A 17979-nucleotide genomic window follows, 5' to 3' on the forward strand; every position below is an offset into this window, starting at 1 on the left:
CTGCTCCCGGCTGGTATCGCTTGACCCGATCGAGCACCCCGGTCGCGGTCGCTGGACCTTCCGGCGAGGCGCCGGACCCCCGTTCAATCGTCATGGTTGACGCCCGCGGAGATCCTTACGCAAAATCTTGCCCGTCGGCGACTTCGGGATCTTGTCGACGAACTCGACCTGACGAATCTTTTTGTAGGGAGCGACCTTTGCTGCGACGAAGTCGATGACCTCGCCTTTCGCGAGCGCCACGCCACTCTGTCTTACGACGAAGGCCTTCGGGATCTCCTCACCCGAAACATTATGGATCACACCGACAACCGCGACGTCAGCGATGCCGGGATGGGTCAACAGGAGTGCCTCGAGTTCAGCCGGTGCGACCTGATAGCCCTTGTACTTGATGAGCTCCTTGAGTCGGTCGACGATGTAGACGCAGCCCTCAGCATCCACCCGCGCCAGATCGCCGGTATGCAGAAATCCGTCGGCATCGATGATCTCGGCGGTCGCGGCAACGTTACCCAGATAGCCCGCCATCACATTGGGGCCACGGAAGCACAGTTCACCCGGCTCGCTCAAACCCTCAGCCGGAACTGGTATCTCGTCTCCCGTCTCGATGTCGACGATCTTGCTCTCCGAGTTCGGCACGGCCCAGCCACATGAGCTGACGGGAGCCTTCACGCCGGTCGGATGCCGGCCTTCCAGCGGAATGACATGGCTGGCCGGACTTAGTTCGGTCATCCCGTACGCCTGCACGATGCGGCATCCGAGTCGTTCTGTCACCGCCTTGGCAAGTTCTTCATCCAGCGGTGCGGCCGCGGACGTAAGTGTGTGCAGGGAAGACAGATCATATGAATCGACGATTGGGTCCTTGGCCAACGCGACGGCCACCGGCGGCGCAATGTAAGCCTGTGTGACGCAGTAGTTCTGGATGGTGGCCAAAAACGCGGCCAGGTCGAACGCCGGCATGACGACTAGCCGCGCTCGGTCTCGCATCGCTGCGCACAAGAGCCCGGTCAACCCGTAGCTGTGAAAGAACGGAACCACCGCGATCAGTGTCTCATCGGGACCCACGCCTGACACTGGGTGCAATTGGGCTACGTTGGCGACGAGATTGCGATGGGTCAGCATCACGCCCTTGGGTTTCCCGGTGGTCCCCGAGCTGAAGGGAAGGACCGCCACATGGGTCGCGGGATCGAAAGCAACCTCGGGACCTGCACTGCCACTTGGATTTACGATATCGTCAATATCGAGCAGCAGCACATCGCCGGTGGATAGGCCCGCCGCGTTGGCCGCCTTCTCGGCCTGCTTGCGGAATCGTGGCGCCGCGATCAGCAGTCGCGCGCCGGAATCTCCCAATTGACGCGCGATCTCGTCCACCGTGAACAAGACATTGATCGGAGTGGCCGTCGCGCCCGTCCGCAGGATTCCGTGCAACGCGACCGCGAACGCTGCGCTGTTCGGCGACAGCAGCGCCACCACGTCGCCGACACCGATGCCACGTTGCACCAATGGCGCATGCGAAAGACTGGATCCGGGCGACCAACGCGCGGTAGCTCAGTTCGGTTCCGGTCGCGGTCTCGACAAGCGCAATTCGATCGCCGTCGACCTCGCCAAGGTCGCCGAAGACGTACTCGTACACACCGGTGTCCGGAATGACGACGTCGGGAAACGGGCTTACGAAATTCATGATGGCTCCTTCGCATCAGGGATGGTTCAGTCGCGACCGGTTTCGATGATCTTTTCGGCCAGACCAATTGGGTTGGTGAAGATAACTTGGCGATTTCCCGGCATTTGAATGAGCCGGTACCTCGCGAGCCGGCTGGACACCCGGGGTTGCCAGCCCCACTCACCGGGTGGCAGCGTTCTGTCGTCGGTACCCATCCCATTCACACCAATGGGGCGATGCGTTCGGACACGCCCAGCAGTGACTTTCCGTAGATCTCGTAACCGACAAAGGAGTTCAATGCGGCGTGCCGCGCGGCGACGTTAGCGTCTCGCCAATACTGCTGCATCGCACTGGAATCGGCGAAACTGCCCGCGCCGTGGACATTGATCAGCGTCTGTATCGCTTCGAGCACTTGCCGTGCGGCGTAGCCGCACTGTGCTCGCGCTTGAGCGCGGAGTGGGTATCCCGCCTCACCGTTGACCATCTGACCGGCGTCCAATGCGTCGGCGACCTCGTAGGCGTGCAGCCTGGCGGTCCGCAGCTTGAGCTTCGCCTCGGCGACCTGTATCTGCACGCCCGCCGAATCACTTTGGTGGACAAAGGATGTGTTGGCAAGCGGCTTCGACGGAGCCGTCTGAAGCACCAGGTCCGCAGCCGCTCGACCAAGACCCAGCAGCGGGCCCAAGAGAAGCAGGGCGGCCATCGGGGCCAATGGGAGGTGATACCCGGAATCACCTCCCGACGATCGCCCGCTCGCCAGCGTGCCGAATGCGATCGCGCGGTGCTCCGGCACGAAAACCTCTTCGGCCAATAATGTTTGACTCGCGGTGCCGCGCATACCGGCCGTGTGCCAGGTGTCGCGCAGCCGCACCTCGAATGCCGGCACGAAACACAGGTAGGTCTCTATGTCGCCGCTGTCCTGACGCGGCACCGCGACGCCAATCGAGGCCCAGTCGGCGTGTGGGGCGCCCGATGCGTATGACCAGCTTCCGCTGATCGAGAATCCCCCATCCACGCGCCGCGCGCTGCCCGGGGCGAGTCCGCCGGCGATCCGGGTGTCCGGTGTACCGAAGATCTCGGATTGGGCCTGCTCCGAGCCATGCCGCGCCACGACCGCGGCCGCGGCAGCGATGCTCACTAGCCACGCCGCCGATGCGTTTGCCTGGCAGAGCGTTTCGGCGATCTCGAGCATCGTCCGTTGCCGGGCGTGCACACCCCCGAATCGACGCGGCTTGAGCAAGCGGAAAAAGCCCGCGTCGGTCAGTGCGTCAATCGCCTCGTCCGGCAGTTTGCGCATCGCCTCGCTCGCCAGCGTGCTGTCCCGAAGTAGCGGCTGCAAGCGCACCGCATCCGCCAACAGCTCTTCATGTGCTGCGGGACACTCTGCTGACGATGTAGTCATCTCACTCCGATCGCGTCTACGAAATCCGTTGTCGGATAACGCTTTCACAGCAAGGCTAGAGCCGCTAGAGCCGCGATACCTCTACTCAGTACAGTTCGCGCAACGTTTGAGACACTTTGCTACGCGCACTTAGGTTCGGCCTCCTACCGAGGCCGGGAACCGGCGAACTCCCAAAAGCGCCAATCCGCAATGAATGTGACGTCCGCCACATTAAGCGATCCGTACAGGCGTGCGCCGCGAATGCCCGAGTAGTCCGCTCAAGCGGATTGCGAAGCGGGAGAAGCGGAGTTCGAAATGGGCGAGAAAATCCAACAGTCGATGGTTGCGGAACTCAAGACAACCGACGCTTTCAAGCAGGTCGCCAAATTCCTCCCGTGTCTGCAAACGCTAGGTCCCGTCGACCGTCGCAAACCGTTTTCGCTGACACAACGTGCCGGCACCGTCGGACCGATCAGCGTCGTTGACCTCGCCTTCAGCGTGGATGCCTGCATCAGCTGCCCCCACGACCGGCCGTTCTACCAAGTCAATATTCTGGCGTCCGGACAAATGCAGCTATTTCAGCGGGGCACCTCGATTACCTATGCGCCCGGCCTTGCCAATATTTGCCTGCCTGAAGGGGAGCTGCGCGTTCCTCGCTGGCCGGCGGGCTGCCGGATGATTGCATTGCGAGTAAGCCGCAATGCGCTCGAGGACACGCTTAGCGAGGCGCTCGGACGCCCGTTGACCACCCCGATCGAATTCAACACGTCCATGGTTACTACCAAGGGACCCGCACGCAGCTGGATGCACATGTTCGCTGTGTTCGCCCAAGAGCTCTTTCGAACCGACAGCGCGCTGACACAACCGCTGGTAGCAACGCCCTTCGTGGACAGCTTGCTCCACGCACTGCTGCTTTCCGCGGACCATCCGTACCGGAACGTACTCGCAGATCGAACCAAACTTGTTGCACCCCAAACTATTCGGCCAGCAGTCGACATCATAGAGTCGGAGCCCCATCTGCCCTTGACGATTGCCTCCCTCGCCGCCGAATGCCACGTCAGCTCGCGCGCCCTGCAGCAGAGCTTCATCCGCCACATGGGCATGTCGCCGATGACGTACCTACGGCAGGTGCGGTTGAGTCGCGCGCACCAGCAGCTGCTGGACTCCGACCCGTCAGTCGAAACGGTGGCCTCGATCGCCAAGCGCTGGGGATATTCGAACCCCGGACGGTTCGCCGCCGCGCACGCCTCGCGCTACGGCGAGACGCCCGCTGCGACGCTGCGTCGCTCGGGACGGGCGACACCGCTGTCGCAACCCGACAGCACCACGGCGTAATCACGGCGACCGAACGCCGAACCCGAACGAGAATAGCTTCGCTCTTTTAGAGAGGGTTATTCTCCAAAGTCGAGAGACGAATTACGATCGGTACCGATCCGCCGTATCCAATCCATCGCCCAACGATCGGAGCCCGACATCGACGCCTGGATTCTCGATGCGGTCCGCACGCCGCGTGGGCGGGGCCGCCCGGATGGCGGACTGCACCACGTACATCCGCAGGCGCTGTTGGCCACCTGCCTCTCGGCGCTGGCCAAGCGCATTGGTTTCGACCCCGCCTGCGTCGATGACGTGATCGCCGGCAACGGCATCCTGTCCGGTGACCACGGTGACGACATCGCACGACTGTCGGTGCTGCTGGCGGGCTGGCCCGAGACCGTGCCGGGGATGACGCTCAACCGCTTCTGCGGTTCCGGTCAACAGGCGGTCACCGCGGCGACGTCCTCGATCGCCGCGGGCATCGACGATCTGGTGATCGCCGGTGGAGTCGAGTCGATGTCGCGGTGGGATGTCACGTCCGGCGTGCCGACGATCGACGGCAACAACGCAGACTTGCGCGCACTTTATCCGACTGTTCCGCAAGGCATTTCGGCAGATCTGATCGCGACCCTGGAGGGCTTCACCCGCGAGGTCGTCGACAGCTACGCCGCGCTGAGCCAGAACCGGGCCGCCGCCGCCATCGACGAAGGAAGATTCGATCGCTCCCTGGTCGAAGTGGCCACACCCGACGGCGTAGTCGCCCGCGACGAGCACCCCCGCCCCGGGACGTCCATCGAGGCCCTGGCGCGGCTGCGGCCGGCGTTTGCGGCGATGGGCGCGACAGGTGCCGACGGTGAAAACCGCACATTCGACGAGATCTGCCTGGAGCGCTACCCCGGCATCGACCACGTCGACCATGTCCATCACGCGGGAAACTCGTCGGGAGTGGTCGACGGCGCGGCAGCCGTGTTGCTCGCGTCGCCGGACTGGGCGCGGGCCAACGGGGTGAAGCCGCGTGGTCAGATCCGGGCCGCCGCCGCGATCGGCAGCGAGCCGATCATCATGCTGACCGCACCCGGACCGGCCGCGCAGCGCTGCCTGCGGCGCGCCGGCATGACCGTGACCGACATCGACCTGTGGGAGATCAACGAAGCGTTCGCCGCCGTCCCGCTCAAGACGATCCGCGACCTCGATATCGATCCGGATCGGGTCAATGTCAACGGTGGCGCGATCGCCCTGGGCCATCCCATCGGCGCGACCGGCGCGATGCTGATCGGAACCGTCCTCGATGAACTCGAACGTCAGGACCTCACAACAGGACTGGTGACCATGTGTACCGGTGGCGGCATGGGTACCGCGACGATCATCGAGCGGGTATGACCCGGATATGACCAAGCCGAGCACACTCGATCTCGACCGGCCGCGCGACGGCGTCGTCGTCCTGCGGTTGAACCGCCCCGAGCGGCTCAACGCGATCAACGAGGTGATGCAGACCGAATTGACACAGCTGCTCGGCGATTTGGCCGGCGACAGCGCGGTGCGCGCCGTTGTTCTCACGGGGGCCGGTCGGGGCTTTTGCGCCGGGCTCGATGTACGCGACTTCGGCCCCAGCATGGTCGAGGCCAGCGCACCCGCACTGGACCGGATGCGCTTTCAGGAGAGGATGGCCGCACTGGCCGAAGCCCTGCGCGCGCTGCCCCAGCCCGTGATCGCCGCGGTCAATGGCCCGTGCGTCGGCGCCGGATTCGCACTGTGCCTGGCTTCCGATATCCGGATCTGCTCGTCGACAGCATCATTCGGCAACGCCGCGATCCTGCTCGGGTTGTCGGGCGCCGAGATGGGAATGAGCTATCACCTGCCCCGCATCGTCGGGACCAGCGTCGCCGCGGACTGGATGCTCACCGGGCGCACGGTATCGGCGACGGAGGCCGACCGGCGCGGTCTGACCAGCGAGCTCGTCGAGCCGGATCGGCTGATCGACCGTGCGATCGAGTTGGCGTCGCTGATTGCGGGCCTGACACAGCTGGGCGTGCAGCTGACCAAACGTGCGCTGCAGGTCAACACCGACGCCGCGAACCTCGCCGCGGCGCTGGAACTGGAGAACCGCAATCAGGTGATCTCGCATGCCACCGAGGAAGCGGCCGAACGCCGCGCAAAGTGGTCTTCGGGACCGAGCCGGTGAGCGGTCCGCTGCACGGGGTCCACATCGTGAAGATGGGAGGCCTGGGGCCGGCGCCATTCCGCGGAATGCTGTTGGGAGATTTGGGCGCTGACGTCGTCCGCGTCGATACCCTGGCGGGCGTGGACGGTCCACTTCCGATCGACTGCACCGTCCGGCGCAGCCAGCGGTCCGTTGCCGTCGACGGGATCACTTCGCCCGCGCCGGCTCCTCGCTTCTCGCGCACTGTGCCCGATGCCCCCTCGTCCCCGTCATTGCCCGGCGACCACACGGACGCCGTGCTCTGCGAGATGGGATTAGAGGGGCACGCCGTCACCGCACTGGTCGACGCCGGCGTGATAGCGCAAAGCGGTGACGAAAGAAGGAGATGACAGATGTCGTGGGATTTCTCCACCGACTCGGAATGGGCGCAACAACTCGAATGGGTCGAGGATTTCGTGCGCAACGAGTGCGAGCCCATCGACCTGATCGTCAAGGAGTCGCACGACCTCAACGATCCGGTACGCCAGGCGCTGATTCCCCCACTGCAGGAGATCGTGAAGGAGCGCGGGCTGTGGGCAACCCACCTCGGCCCGCATCTGGGCGGGCCGGGATACGGCCAGGTGAAATTGGCACTGCTCAACGAAATTCTGGGCCGCTCGGAATGCGCACCGATCGTATTCGGCTCGCAGGCACCCGATTCCGGAAATAGCGAAATCCTGGCGCACTACGGCACCCCCGAGCTCAAGTCGCGCTACCTCGAGCCCTTGCTGGACAACCGCATCGTGTCCTGCTTCTCGATGACCGAACCGCAGGGCGGCGCGGACCCGAAGGTGTTCACCACGTCCGCGATCCCCGACGGCCGGCACTGGATCATCAACGGGGAGAAGTGGTTCTCGTCATTTGCCTCGGTGGCGTCGTTCATCATCGTGATGGCAATGACCGACCCCGATGCGCCTCCGTACCAACGCTATTCGATGTTCGTCGTACCCGGCGACACGCCCGGCATCAATGTGGTGCGCGACGTTGGACTGGGGTATCAGCCGCCCGGCGGCGGCCGCGAGGGCTACGTCCGCTACGAGAACGTGCGGGTCCCGGCCGATCACATGCTGGGCCCGCGGGGTGGGGCTTTCGTCGTGGCGCAAACCCGTCTCGGCGGCGGCCGCATCCACCACGCGATGCGCACCGTCGGCTTGGTCCGCCGGATCTTCGACATGCTTTGCGAGCGGGCCGTGTCGCGCTACACCCAGGGAGAGGTGCTCGCCAACAAGCAACTCGTGCAGGAGATGATCGCCGACTCGTGGATGGAGATCGAGGCGTTCCGGCTGCTGACGCTGCAAACCGCCTGGAAGATCGACCAATTCAACGACTACAAGGCGGTGCGTGCCGACATCTCCGCGGTCAAGGCGATGATGCAGAAGGTGCTGCATGACGTGTCGGCGCGAGCGCTTCAGCTACACGGATCGCTGGGCACCACCCACGAGATGCCGTTCGTGCAATACCTGGTGGAGTCCTTCGTGCTCGGCCTCGCCGACGGCCCGACCGAGGTGCACAAGGTGACGCTGGCCCGGATGTTGCTCAAAGACCGGCAGCCCGCGCCCGATCTGTTTCCCTCCGAACACCTACTGCGGCTGCGGGCGGCCGCCGAGGCCAAGTTCGCCGACAAGCTGGCGGGCGTCCCGCGCGGTTAGACGCGCACCGGGATAAGCGCCAGAACGGGAATCGTCCGGGTGGTTTTACGTTCGTAGTCGGCGAAGCCGGGATATCGCGAGGCTTGAACGGCGTACGTATGGTCACGTTCGTCACCGTGCAATTCGACGGCGTGCACGTCGATGAGATCGTCCCCGACCTCGATCTGGGCGTCGGGGTGAGCCACCAGATTGTGGTACCAAGCCGGGTTACGATCGGCGCCCGCCGCGGACGCGAACACCAGGTAGCGCGGACCGTCGGCCAGGTACATCATCGGATTCACCCGTTCTTCGCCGCTACGAGCTCCCTTGCTGTGCAACAGCAGTACCGGTGCGCCCTCGAACTGCCCGCCGAGCTTGCCGTGGTTGGCGCGGAACTCTTCGATATTGCGACGGTTGAAATCGTCGTCGACCACGATGCCTCCCACCCGTTGAATTAGTCGATCCTAGACGGCTGTGGTCACACCGACGTAGGACAGCACCACGTCGGACAGATCGGTCACCCGCGTCAGCGTCGCGTAAGAGCGAATGAATGACTGCCCCACGCATCCGTCGATCTTGACGTGGAATTTGCTGATCATCACCCACGGATTGGAGCCCTTGAACTGCTTCTTATTGACCGGCACGACGACCACGAAGCCGGGCTTGAGCCCCACGTTGATGGTGCCCTCCACCGGGGCCGAAATCAGCGGCACGAGGCCCGTCATCGCACCGGGCAACAACGCTGTCGTGCCGAGGGATGGGCCAATGCCGGCCGCACCACCGATCTCGACGCCGTTGGACGTGCTCATGTCGATCCCGCAGCCGATTTCGAAACCCACCTCCAGGAGGCCTTGCGCTTGCTCTGGCCCGCTCAGCGAGCCGACGAATGTTCCGCTCGAAAGGTATTCGCGCGACGAGAGGGCGGTGGTCAACGGCGCCACGGGAACGTGCGACTCGTCCCTGGCGCCGAGGCCCAATCGCCAGCCGTCGGGCGTATCGATGATGGTGGGCGGGTTCGAGGGCACCCGGCCATCATCGGAAGGCGCGACGGCGCCGGCGGGCTCGGCATCCGGATCGCCTCCCGCCGGCGGCGCGATCGCCACCGACACAACGACGCACACGGCAAGTGCCGCAGCGCGACGTGCTACCAGGGTGATCCCCCTCACAGGCAACAACCTATGGGGCACGGCGCGCTCCTGACCGAACTCGCTTGGCGGTCGGGTGAAGTCGTTGTGCGTTCGTGACTGTTATGCGATACGCATGCGGCACGCTGGCGTTGCCACGCGCAGCCGCCGCGTCGCTAAAATGCGCGCATACGACGGAGAGGGGCGGCGATGAGAGCACGTTCCTACGCTCGCGCGATGGTTGCCGCAGCGGTCGGCGTCGCGATCCTCGGGTGCGGCACCGGCGTGGCGCACGCGGACCCGGACGATGACCCCGGCACCCCCATGGTGCCCCCCGCCCTCAACGAATGGTTGCAGGTCGAAGGTCCGTCGATCTTTACCAACCCGGCCAACCGGGGCCGTCCGGTGGAGAAAAACTGGGACGGCGTCGGCATGTATTGTCAAAACATATTCATCCGATGCGGGTAACCGCATCGAGGTTCTAGCTGACAATCGCCTGCGCACGGCTCAACAGCCTCGGGATGGTTGCCGCCATGGCTTCCCATTCTTTGCGTGGTGAACGTCGCCGCCGGTTGTGTTTGACGATCAGCGACCAGGTCGCCGCCGACTTGAAACAAGCCAGCGCGCGGAACCAGGCCAGGTCGACTACCTCGTGCCCCAGCTCGTGCTGGTAGATCTCGGCGAGTTCGGCGATCGGAGGTGCGATACCCGCCGACGCCGGAACACGTTGGTATGTCTCGGGATCACAGTTGATCAGAAACCAGCCGGTATCAATGCGCGGGTCACCGATCGACCAGATCTCCCAATCGATCACCGCGTTGACGTTCGCGCCGACGGCCAGCAGATTGCCCAGCCGAAAGTCGCCGTGGACCACGCTGGACTTGACAGCGGTTGGTACACAACGCAATAGCGCGTCGCGTACACCCCGCCAGTCGGGAACCAATGCCTCATCGACCGTCTGCAACGTTTGGCACCAGCGCTCGACTTCCGCGACCGGATCGATGACCGGTTCCGCACCCAGCCCGAGCCCGCTCGACGACAGACCGTGCAGCGCGGCCATCACCCGGCACGCGTCGCGGTAGCGCTCAGCCACCGCGGGTGATGACGGGCAGCCGTCGAACAGCGGCTCGACGCAGTCACCGTCGACCTGTGACATCACGAACAGTGGCGGGGTCGCGGGCGGATCTCCGGAGTCCTCCCACAACACTTCGGGCACCGGAACCCGGCTCGTGGCAAGCACTTTGAGAATACGAGCCTGCCGCAGCACATCGCGGTGCGCGATCGACTCGACACCAGGCGGGGCAAGCTTGATCACCACCGGACTACCGGATCGCACGCCACGAAAGGTGAAGCTGGACGCGCCCCCGGCCAGCGCGGTCACGTCCGTAATGTCGGCAACGGCGAGTCGGCGGCGTAGCTCGTCGAGATCGACCTCGACCATCAGCCGGCGGGCTGAAACCAGCCGACCTCGGCGAGGAAGGTCTGGGTATGCGCGATGCGGCCGGTCAGGGTCTTCGGGTCTCCGGTACACAACCGCAGTGCCGTCTCGGTGATCAGTTCGATGTCCTCGGTGTCCGTCTTCGCCAGGTCGAGCGTGCCCGCCCCCGGGGTGGCCACGGGATTGGACGGAGCGGCCGCATTGACGGCGATGCCGTCGTCGTACAGTTCTGCGGCAAGGCTTTTCGTCAGCCGGTTGAGCGCGGCCTTGACCGTCCCATAGACGCCGAAGCCGGCGGTTCGGTCGAATTCGGAGAAGGGCGGGCCGGGCGGTAGGTCGCCGCCGACGGAGGTCAGGTTCAGAATCCAGCCCCGCCCACGGTTGCGCATCGCGGGAATTGCCAACTGGCTCAGATGCAATGGCCCGAGCACATGCATTTCCATCATCAGCCGGGCACGCCGCTCGGGAAACCCGTTGAGGGGCCGCAGGAAAGTGACCGCGGCGTTGTTCACCAGGATGTCCGGTGCCCCGACGATGTCCACCACTTCACCGAACAGCCGCTCGCGCTCCTCGGCTTGAGACAGATCTGCCTGAACCGCGATGGCCCGGCCGCCCGCGGCGACGATCTCGTCGACGGTCTCGCGCAGCGACCCGTGGCATTTGGGATCGGGGTCCATCGTGCGCGCGGTCAGCGCGACCGCGGCGCCTCGGGCGGCAAGCCGTGCGGCGATCGCCTTACCCAACCCCCGGCTGCTGCCGGTCACCAGCGCCACCAGTCCGTCGCATCGTTGACTCGCGGTCATCGTCGACCCTCCTCGGGGCGGTTCGGTAAAACGGAAACAGCTTCTCCAAGCTAGAGAATGTCATTATCGCCGATCCATCCGGAGTACAAGCACGGCCATCGTGGCTCGATCGTGGGGATCACGTCGTTTTAGCCACTCCCGCCGTAGCGGCGGCAGCGACCCGGCACGGACTACGACGGGGACGCCCTGTTTCTGGGGTGCGTGCTCCACGATCTCGGTGCCGGCTCCGCCGCGGCGGGAAAGCAGCGGTTTGAGGTCGAAGGCGCCGACCTCACGGCGGCGCTGCTGACCGAGCACGGCCATGGGGCGATTGATCAGCGCCGACGACGAGCGTCGATCGAATAACGGCCGCCGCCGAGGAAGACCAACAGGAAGAAGCCAAAGCAGAACAGGATCGCCGGCGTTCCGCCGTTGCCCGCGGGTCGATCACCGATCGGCCAGAGCGCATGCGGCTGATGCATCCAGAAGTACGCGACCGCCATGTGCCCCGAGGCGATGAATGCTGCTGCGCGCGTGAATAATCCGACACCGATCAGAAGGCCGGTGACGAGTTCGATGACTCCGGCGTACCAGCCGGGCCACATCCCGACCGCCTCGGGCGATATCGCACGGACGGGCCAGCCGAACAACAGCATCGAGCCGTATGCGGCGAAGAGGAAGCCGTATACCAATCGGAAGAGGCTCAGCACGACCGGCGCTAACCGGTCCAGGCGCTGGTTGAGTTTTGTCGTCACAGGGCAACGGTACGGCCGCCGGCGATGGGTGGTGTAAACACATCGGTATTCAAGGAGGCGCATTCACATACCTGCTCCTGTTCGGCGCGATCATGGCGGAAGTGGTGTCGACCAGCTTGCTCAAGAGCACCGAAGGCTTCACCCGCCTGTGGCCGACCGTGATCTGTCTGGTCGGCTACGGCGCCTCGTTTGCACTGTTGGCGTGGTCGATCAAGCGGGGTATGCAGACCGACGTCGCCTACGCGTTGTGGTCGGCGATCGGCACGGCGGTCATCGTGCTGATCGCAGTGCTGTTTCTGGGCTCCCCGATTTCTGTGGCGAAGCTCGTTGGCGTCGGGCTGATCATCGCCGGGGTGGTGACGCTGAACCTGTCCGGTGCCCACTGACCACGACTTCCGTTCAGGCGAGTAGTCGCTGCCACGGCCGCAACCGGCTCGATGCGTGCTCGCCGATCACCTCACTGACGTCGAAACGCAGCGGGGCAGACCTCACGAGCAGACCCTAGCGTGCGCTCACCCGCCCGGACCGCGACTCCAAGAATTCGTAGAGGCCGGCCCGAGAGCCTTTTCTCATGATCAGGATTGCCACCGCGGCCCGCGCCACCGCCGTTGCGGTGCTAACCGGCGCCGCCGCATTGGGTCTGGCGATGGGTACGGCGCAGGCCGCCCCCGGCACCCCCAGCCCGTCCAGCAGCGGCGGCGTCCTCTACGGCGACCCGACGGCGGCCGCGCCGTTCTGGCGCTACCAGCAATACGACGACGACTGCGTCGAGATGGCGGTCGCCGACGTGGTAGGGGAACTCATCGGCACTCAGCCGTCCGAGCGCGAAATCGTCGCGCTGGCTCAATCGACGCCTAGCAGCGTGCACCCGGGACCGATCTACCAGAAACCGACGAGGCACCGCAGCGGAGACGGCACCTCGTTCGACGACGAACCGACACTGTTGGCGCACTATGGAATTCACGCAGTGAGCACCGACAGGGACAGTGCCGCAACAACCCATGTCCCAACGGGCATGACGGCGCTGGAGCAGGATCTGGCCAAGGGCAGCAAGGTCATCGCGGGCGTCAACGCCGAAGTCATCTGGGGCGATCCCGTCGAGGACAAGGACTCCGACGGGAACCCGCTGGCCAACCACGCGGTGGTGGTCACCGGCGTCGACACCGCGGTCGGCGTCGTACACCTCAACGACAGGGGCAGCGACCACGGCCGCGACGAGCAGGTCCCGATCGACGTCTTCATCCGCTCGTGGGACGGCAGTGACGACCAGATGACGGTCACCAGTTAGGCACGGCCCGCCAGCGGAACGCTCCGACGTTGCCCGACCCCGCCATTCGAGACGGACCGGGCGCAATTACGACCGCCGCAGGCAGCTCTTGCCAGCGCGATAGTTTGCTGGCATTGTCTCGAATCAAAGCGGCTGTATCACAACATGTCTCAAGGCCGCCCGTGCTGGGCGCGTCTTGGTCGTGCCGAGGAGGGGAACGTCATGAAGATGCGGGCGGCGCGGATGCACGCATACAACGAGCCGTTGCGGCTCGAGGAGATCACGGTGCCCGACATCGGCCCGAACGAGGTCCTGGTCAAGGTGGCGGCCGCCGGAATGTGCCGCAGCGATTACCAATTGGTCGACGGCTACTTCAGCGAGGGCTTTCCGCTCACGTTCCCGATCTCACGCCTGGTCACGAGGTGGCGGGGCGGGTGCATGCGGTCGGCGCCGAGGTGCCCGCATCGACGGGCCTCACGGAGGGGACGCTGGTGGTGGTCAACCCGAACTGGGGCGACGGGAGTTGCCGGCAGTGTCACGAAGGCAACGAGCAACTGTGCCCCGCTGGGCAGCTGGCGGGGTTCGGACCGCCCGGCGGGTTCGCCGAGTACATGCCGGTGCAGTACCGCCATGTCATTGCGGTACCGGAGCAGGCCGATCACACCCCACAGACGCTGGCCCCGCTGACCGATGCCGGGCTCACGCCGTACCGCGGCATGAAGAAGCTTGCCGCGGCCGGGAAACTCGGCGGGGGCCGCACCGTGGTCGTCAACGGCATCGGCGGTCTCGGAGGCTACGGGGTGCAGTACGCGCGGTTGCTCGGCGGCGGGGCGACGGTCGTGGCATTCGCCCGCAACGATGACAAACTAGCCGTCGCAAAGGAAAACGGCGCCCATCACACCGTCAACACCCGAAACAAGACGGCCGAAGAGGTGCAAGACGAACTGGAAGACCTGACCGGCCGCCGAGAAGTCGATGCGGTACTCGACTGCGCAGGAGCCAAAGAGTCTCTGGAACTTGGGTTTTCGATCCTTGGGAAGGAAGGCGCCCTCACCTGTGTCGGACTGATCGGGCAGCAGGGTGCGCAGGTGCCCATATTCCCGTTCGTCAGCGGGGAGAAGTCATACTCCGGATCATTCTGGGGCAATCACAACGATTTGACCGAGGTTCTCGCGCTGGCCGCCCAAGGGCTGATCAAACACCACATCGTGCCGGTGAAGCTGGACGACATCAACGAGCACTTGGACGCGTTGGGGCGCGGCGACGTCGTCGGACGCGCGGTCGTCATCTTCGACTAGGCCGCCCCCGCCATCCACCGCGGAAGTTCCGGCCCGGTCTGCGGCTTCCGCCGTCAACGCCGTTTCGTCGCCGGTGCGTGGGGTTGGGTTCACGTGTCGGTCGTCAAATCCGCGCCTGGTGTGCAAACACCGCTGCCAGACTGACGAACTGCGCGGCAGGGCAGATCGGTGCGATACTGCCACCACATCTAGGGAGTAGGACTCACATGACCGATCTCGATCAGACCCCCTCCGACGCAGTGTCTGCCGCCGGTTCCCGGCCGGCGGAACTGGCCGAGCACTCCCGTACCGGGATGGGTGCGCCCGCGCTGCAGCGGGCGATCACCGATCACCTGCGTTACTCGATCGGCCGTCCGGCCGCGGCCCTGCGGCCCGAGCACTATTACCGGGCGCTGGCGCTGGCCGTTCGTGACCGCATGCAGGATCGCCGGGTTGCGTCGACGCAGACCTCGCTCGACCTCGGCCGCAAGGTGACCTGCTATCTGTCGGCCGAATTCCTGATGGGTCCGCAGCTGGGCAACAACCTGCTGAACTTGGGGCTGGAGGGCACGGCGAAGTCCGCGCTCGCCGCGATGGGACAGCGGCTGGACGAGGTGCTGGCCTGCGAGGAGGAGCCGGGACTGGGCAACGGCGGCCTCGGCCGCCTCGCGGCGTGCTACCTGGACTCGCTGGCCACCCTGGAGCGCCCAGCCATCGGCTACGGCATCCGGTACGAGTTCGGCATTTTCGACCAAGAGATCCACGACGGCTGGCAGGTCGAGCAGACCGACAACTGGCTGGATCGCGGAAACCCTTGGGAGATAGCCAAACCCGACGTCAATTATCTGGTCAAATGGGGCGGACATGTCGAGCACTACACCGACGAGGGCGGGCGCGAGCGCTCCCGGTGGGTGCCCGGGTTGTTGCTCAAGGGCGTCGCGTACGACACGCCCATCCAGGGCTACGGCGTCAACACCTGCAACGTGCTCACGCTGTGGAGCGCGCGAGCGGTCAAGTCGTTCGCGCTCGACGCCTTCAACACCGGCGATTACTTCAAGGCGGTTGAAGACGAGGTCACCTCGGAGACGGTTACCAAGGTGCTCTACCCCAACGACGAGCCGGAGGCCGGCAAGCGACTGCGGCTGCTACAGCAGCACTTCTTCGTGTCCTGCTCGCTGCAGCACGTCCTGCACATCATGGACGACCTCGCCGACGCGGGTGTGCGGGAGCTCCCCCAACGATTCGCCTTACAGCTCAACGACACTCACCCGTCGATCGGGGTTGCCGAGCTGATGCGGTTGCTGATCGACGAGCGACACCTCGAGTGGGAAGAGGCGTGGGACATCACCGTCGCGACCTTCGCCTACACCAACCACACCCTGCTGCCGGAAGCACTCGAGACCTGGCCGCTGCAGATATTCGGCCAATCGCTACCGCGACACCTGGAGATCATCTACGAGATCAACCGGCGGTTCCTCAACGAGGTGCGCATCCGGTTTCTCGGCGACGCGGATCGCGTCCGCAGGATGTCGCTGATCGGAGAGGACGGCGGAAAGAACGTCCGGATGGCACACCTGGCCACGGTCGGCAGCCATGCCATCAATGGCGTCGCCGCGCTGCACTCGGAGCTGCTGAAAGACAGTGTGCTCAAAGACTTCTACGAGATGTGGCCGGAGCGGTTCAGCAACAAGACGAATGGTGTGACACCGCGGCGTTTCCTGGCACTGTCCAACCCGGGGCTGCGCGAGCTGCTGGACCGCACCATCGGGGATGGCTGGCTCAAGGACCTGGGCAAACTGCGTGGTCTCGAACCTTTCGTCGACGACTCCTCCTTCCGGGAGCAGTGGCGTGACATCAAACGCACCAACAAAGCGCGGCTGGCCAACTTCATCCACGACACGACCGGTGTCGAACTGAACCCGCAATGGATCTTCGACATCCAGGTCAAGCGGATTCACGAGTACAAGCGCCAGCACCTCAACGTGCTGCATATCATCGCGCTCTACTACCGACTCAAGCAGAACCCCGAGTTCTCAATTCCGCCACGCGCCTTCATCTTTGGCGGTAAGGCAGCGCCCGGCTACTTTTTGGCCAAGCGGATCATCAAGCTGATCAACGCCGTTGGAGAGACGATCAACAGCGACCCGGACGTCAACAAGTTCTTGAAAGTCGCGTTCATCCCGAACTTCAACGTGCAAAACGCACACCTGATCTATCCGGCCGCCAACGTATCCGAGCAGATCTCGACCGCCGGCAAGGAGGCCTCGGGTACCGGCAACATGAAGTTCATGATCAACGGCGCCCTGACGATTGGCACCCTCGATGGTGCCAACGTCGAGATTCGCGAAGAAGCCGGGCCGGAGAACTTCTTCCTGTTCGGCCTGACCGTCGACGAGGTCGAGGCGCTCAAAGCGAGCGGATACCGCCCGGCGGACTACATCGACAGCAACGACGAGCTGCGCGCGGTGCTGGATCTGATTGCCGACGGCACCTTTTCGCATGGCGACGCCGAGGTGTTCAAGCCGCTGGTGGACAACCTGCGCTACGACGATCCCTTCCTGGTGTGTGCCGACTACGCCTCCTACGTGGAGTGCCAAGCGCGAGTCAGCGCCGCCTGGCAGGACGGGGAGTCGTGGACCAAGATGTCGATCCTGAACACCGCACGCAGCGGCAAGTTCTCATCCGATCGCGCCATCGCCGAGTACTGCGACGACATCTGGAAGGTCTGGCCGCTGACGGTCAAGATCTGAGCCGTACGGCTACGGCGCCCGCGCAGGTGCCGTAGCCGGCGGTTGTACCGCCGGCGTCCGGAGCTAGCGGTTCTCTTTCGCGACGTAGACGATGATGTAGCCCACCGGGATTCCGGTGCGCGCGGCGATGCACTCGCGCGCCACCAAATCGACCGTGGCGCGGCGACTAGCGCGGGCGGCCGCGGCGATCTCGGGGATCCGGATGAGCCACCCATCGGTCTCTCGAGTGATCTCGATGTCGAAGCACTGACCGACCTTTGGGAAGGTCACACGCTGAACGCTGCGCGGCGACTGCGCACGTCGCAGGGTGGGCTGAATAAGCATCTGCTTTTCCTGAGTCGACAATGGGCCGCGCACAAGAATAATGCGAAACGGGTCAAAACACCTAATCGGCCGGCCAACTAGTGCC

19 protein-coding genes and 1 pseudogene are annotated in these 17979 nt (G+C 64.7%); 10 read left to right on the top strand and 10 right to left on the bottom strand.

Features of this window, described 5'->3' with window-relative positions; genetic code table 11:
* Positions 1–90: 90 nt before the first annotated feature.
* The 3 genes and pseudogenes from G6N54_RS09570 to G6N54_RS09580 form a co-directional block, all read right to left on the bottom strand.
* Positions 91–1675 (bottom strand): annotated as a pseudogene (locus G6N54_RS09570) (AMP-binding protein).
* Between the two features lie 26 nt (positions 1676–1701).
* Positions 1702–1869, bottom strand: a complete 168-nt coding sequence (locus G6N54_RS09575; protein ID WP_163789828.1) for a hypothetical protein — start codon at positions 1867–1869, stop codon at positions 1702–1704.
* A gap of 5 nt (positions 1870–1874) precedes the next feature.
* Positions 1875–3056: an acyl-CoA dehydrogenase family protein gene (locus G6N54_RS09580; protein ID WP_163789829.1), complete on the bottom strand. Its 1182-nt coding sequence runs from the start codon at positions 3054–3056 to the stop codon at positions 1875–1877.
* Between the two features lie 294 nt (positions 3057–3350).
* On the opposite strand from G6N54_RS09580, the gene G6N54_RS09585 reads away from it, so the two are divergent.
* The 5 genes from G6N54_RS09585 to G6N54_RS09605 all read left to right on the top strand — a co-directional run bounded on the left by G6N54_RS09585 (position 3351) and on the right by G6N54_RS09605 (position 8198).
* A complete protein-coding gene (locus G6N54_RS09585) occupies positions 3351–4370 on the top strand; it encodes a helix-turn-helix transcriptional regulator (RefSeq protein ID WP_163789830.1) in 1020 nt (339 codons plus the stop codon).
* Between the two features lie 150 nt (positions 4371–4520).
* The gene (locus tag G6N54_RS09590) at positions 4521–5729 is read left to right on the top strand and encodes an acetyl-CoA C-acetyltransferase (protein WP_264078375.1); all 1209 of its coding nucleotides are present in this window, start codon (positions 4521–4523) and stop codon (positions 5727–5729) included.
* A 7-nt stretch (positions 5730–5736) separates the two neighbouring features.
* Entirely contained in the window at positions 5737–6531 is a 795-nt protein-coding gene (locus tag G6N54_RS09595) for an enoyl-CoA hydratase/isomerase family protein (RefSeq protein ID WP_163789831.1), read from the top strand.
* Positions 6528–6899 carry a CoA transferase gene (locus G6N54_RS31520; protein WP_232073852.1) on the top strand — a complete coding sequence of 124 codons (372 nt, stop codon included), beginning with the start codon at positions 6528–6530 and terminating at the stop codon, positions 6897–6899. The genes G6N54_RS09595 and G6N54_RS31520 overlap by 4 nt, the downstream gene beginning before the upstream one ends.
* A gap of 3 nt (positions 6900–6902) precedes the next feature.
* On the top strand, positions 6903–8198 hold the full coding sequence (locus G6N54_RS09605; protein WP_163789832.1) for an acyl-CoA dehydrogenase family protein: 1296 nt from the start codon (positions 6903–6905) through the stop codon (positions 8196–8198).
* On the opposite strand, the gene G6N54_RS09610 is transcribed toward G6N54_RS09605, so the two are convergent.
* Both G6N54_RS09610 and G6N54_RS09615 read right to left on the bottom strand, forming a co-directional pair.
* Entirely contained in the window at positions 8195–8614 is a 420-nt protein-coding gene (locus tag G6N54_RS09610; RefSeq protein ID WP_163794624.1) for a nitroreductase family deazaflavin-dependent oxidoreductase, read from the bottom strand. The two genes, G6N54_RS09605 and G6N54_RS09610, sit on opposite strands and share 4 nt — an antisense overlap.
* 27 nt (positions 8615–8641) lie before the next feature.
* A complete protein-coding gene (locus G6N54_RS09615) occupies positions 8642–9328 on the bottom strand; it encodes an MspA family porin (protein ID WP_163794625.1) in 687 nt (228 codons plus the stop codon).
* Between the two features lie 210 nt (positions 9329–9538).
* On the opposite strand from G6N54_RS09615, the gene G6N54_RS09620 reads away from it, so the two are divergent.
* The gene (locus G6N54_RS09620; protein ID WP_163789833.1) at positions 9539–9769 is read left to right on the top strand and encodes a hypothetical protein; all 231 of its coding nucleotides are present in this window, start codon (positions 9539–9541) and stop codon (positions 9767–9769) included.
* A 13-nt stretch (positions 9770–9782) separates the two neighbouring features.
* Here the strand turns inward: G6N54_RS09620 and G6N54_RS09625 are convergent, their stop codons facing one another.
* From G6N54_RS09625 to G6N54_RS09640, 4 genes are all read right to left on the bottom strand, one after another.
* Positions 9783–10742 carry a phosphotransferase family protein gene (locus tag G6N54_RS09625; protein WP_163789834.1) on the bottom strand — a complete coding sequence of 320 codons (960 nt, stop codon included), beginning with the start codon at positions 10740–10742 and terminating at the stop codon, positions 9783–9785.
* The gene (locus tag G6N54_RS09630) at positions 10742–11542 is read right to left on the bottom strand and encodes an SDR family NAD(P)-dependent oxidoreductase (RefSeq protein ID WP_163789835.1); all 801 of its coding nucleotides are present in this window, start codon (positions 11540–11542) and stop codon (positions 10742–10744) included. Before G6N54_RS09630 ends, G6N54_RS09625 begins: the two co-directional genes overlap by 1 nt.
* A gap of 63 nt (positions 11543–11605) precedes the next feature.
* Positions 11606–11845 carry a hypothetical protein gene (locus G6N54_RS09635; RefSeq protein WP_163789836.1) on the bottom strand — a complete coding sequence of 80 codons (240 nt, stop codon included), beginning with the start codon at positions 11843–11845 and terminating at the stop codon, positions 11606–11608.
* 11 nt (positions 11846–11856) lie between these two features.
* Positions 11857–12276: a DoxX family protein gene (locus G6N54_RS09640; protein WP_163789837.1), complete on the bottom strand. Its 420-nt coding sequence runs from the start codon at positions 12274–12276 to the stop codon at positions 11857–11859.
* Between the two features lie 47 nt (positions 12277–12323).
* On the opposite strand from G6N54_RS09640, the gene G6N54_RS09645 reads away from it, so the two are divergent.
* The 4 genes from G6N54_RS09645 (at position 12324) to G6N54_RS09660 (ending at position 17570) form a co-directional block, all read left to right on the top strand.
* Positions 12324–12662: a DMT family transporter gene (locus G6N54_RS09645; protein ID WP_179969229.1), complete on the top strand. Its 339-nt coding sequence runs from the start codon at positions 12324–12326 to the stop codon at positions 12660–12662.
* A 185-nt stretch (positions 12663–12847) separates the two neighbouring features.
* Complete coding sequence (locus tag G6N54_RS09650; protein ID WP_163789838.1) at positions 12848–13564, top strand: cysteine peptidase family C39 domain-containing protein; 717 nt, start codon at positions 12848–12850, stop codon at positions 13562–13564.
* A 413-nt stretch (positions 13565–13977) separates the two neighbouring features.
* A complete protein-coding gene (locus tag G6N54_RS09655) occupies positions 13978–14841 on the top strand; it encodes a zinc-binding dehydrogenase (RefSeq protein ID WP_232073534.1) in 864 nt (287 codons plus the stop codon).
* Between the two features lie 293 nt (positions 14842–15134).
* Positions 15135–17570 (top strand): glycogen/starch/alpha-glucan phosphorylase, encoded by a 2436-nt coding sequence (locus G6N54_RS09660; protein ID WP_232073753.1) that lies wholly within the window; start codon positions 15135–15137, stop codon positions 17568–17570.
* Between the two features lie 63 nt (positions 17571–17633).
* On the opposite strand, the gene G6N54_RS09665 is transcribed toward G6N54_RS09660, so the two are convergent.
* Complete coding sequence (locus G6N54_RS09665; protein ID WP_163789840.1) at positions 17634–17840, bottom strand: long chain fatty acid-CoA synthetase Faa4p; 207 nt, start codon at positions 17838–17840, stop codon at positions 17634–17636.
* Between the last annotated feature and the right edge of the window lie 139 nt (positions 17841–17979).

It is taken from the genome of Mycobacterium stomatepiae (assembly GCF_010731715.1).
GTDB classification, from domain to species: Bacteria; Actinomycetota; Actinomycetes; order Mycobacteriales; family Mycobacteriaceae; genus Mycobacterium; species Mycobacterium stomatepiae.

Bases quoted from the DNA above. Each gene is read 5' to 3' on its own strand.
- G6N54_RS09575 (WP_163789828.1), bottom strand. From the start codon at position 1,869: ATGGGTACCGACGACAGAACGCTGCCACCCGGTGAGTGGGGCTGGCAA.
- G6N54_RS09580 (WP_163789829.1), bottom strand. From the start codon at position 3,056: ATGACTACATCGTCAGCAGAGTGTCCCGCAGCACATGAAGAGCTGTTG.
- G6N54_RS09585 (WP_163789830.1), top strand. From the start codon at position 3,351: ATGGGCGAGAAAATCCAACAGTCGATGGTTGCGGAACTCAAGACAACC.
- G6N54_RS09595 (WP_163789831.1), top strand. From the start codon at position 5,737: ATGACCAAGCCGAGCACACTCGATCTCGACCGGCCGCGCGACGGCGTC.
- G6N54_RS09605 (WP_163789832.1), top strand. From the start codon at position 6,903: ATGTCGTGGGATTTCTCCACCGACTCGGAATGGGCGCAACAACTCGAA.
- G6N54_RS09620 (WP_163789833.1), top strand. From the start codon at position 9,539: ATGGTTGCCGCAGCGGTCGGCGTCGCGATCCTCGGGTGCGGCACCGGC.
- G6N54_RS09625 (WP_163789834.1), bottom strand. From the start codon at position 10,742: ATGGTCGAGGTCGATCTCGACGAGCTACGCCGCCGACTCGCCGTTGCC.
- G6N54_RS09630 (WP_163789835.1), bottom strand. From the start codon at position 11,542: ATGACCGCGAGTCAACGATGCGACGGACTGGTGGCGCTGGTGACCGGC.
- G6N54_RS09635 (WP_163789836.1), bottom strand. From the start codon at position 11,845: ATGGCCGTGCTCGGTCAGCAGCGCCGCCGTGAGGTCGGCGCCTTCGAC.
- G6N54_RS09650 (WP_163789838.1), top strand. From the start codon at position 12,848: ATGATCAGGATTGCCACCGCGGCCCGCGCCACCGCCGTTGCGGTGCTA.
- G6N54_RS09660 (WP_232073753.1), top strand. From the start codon at position 15,135: ATGGGTGCGCCCGCGCTGCAGCGGGCGATCACCGATCACCTGCGTTAC.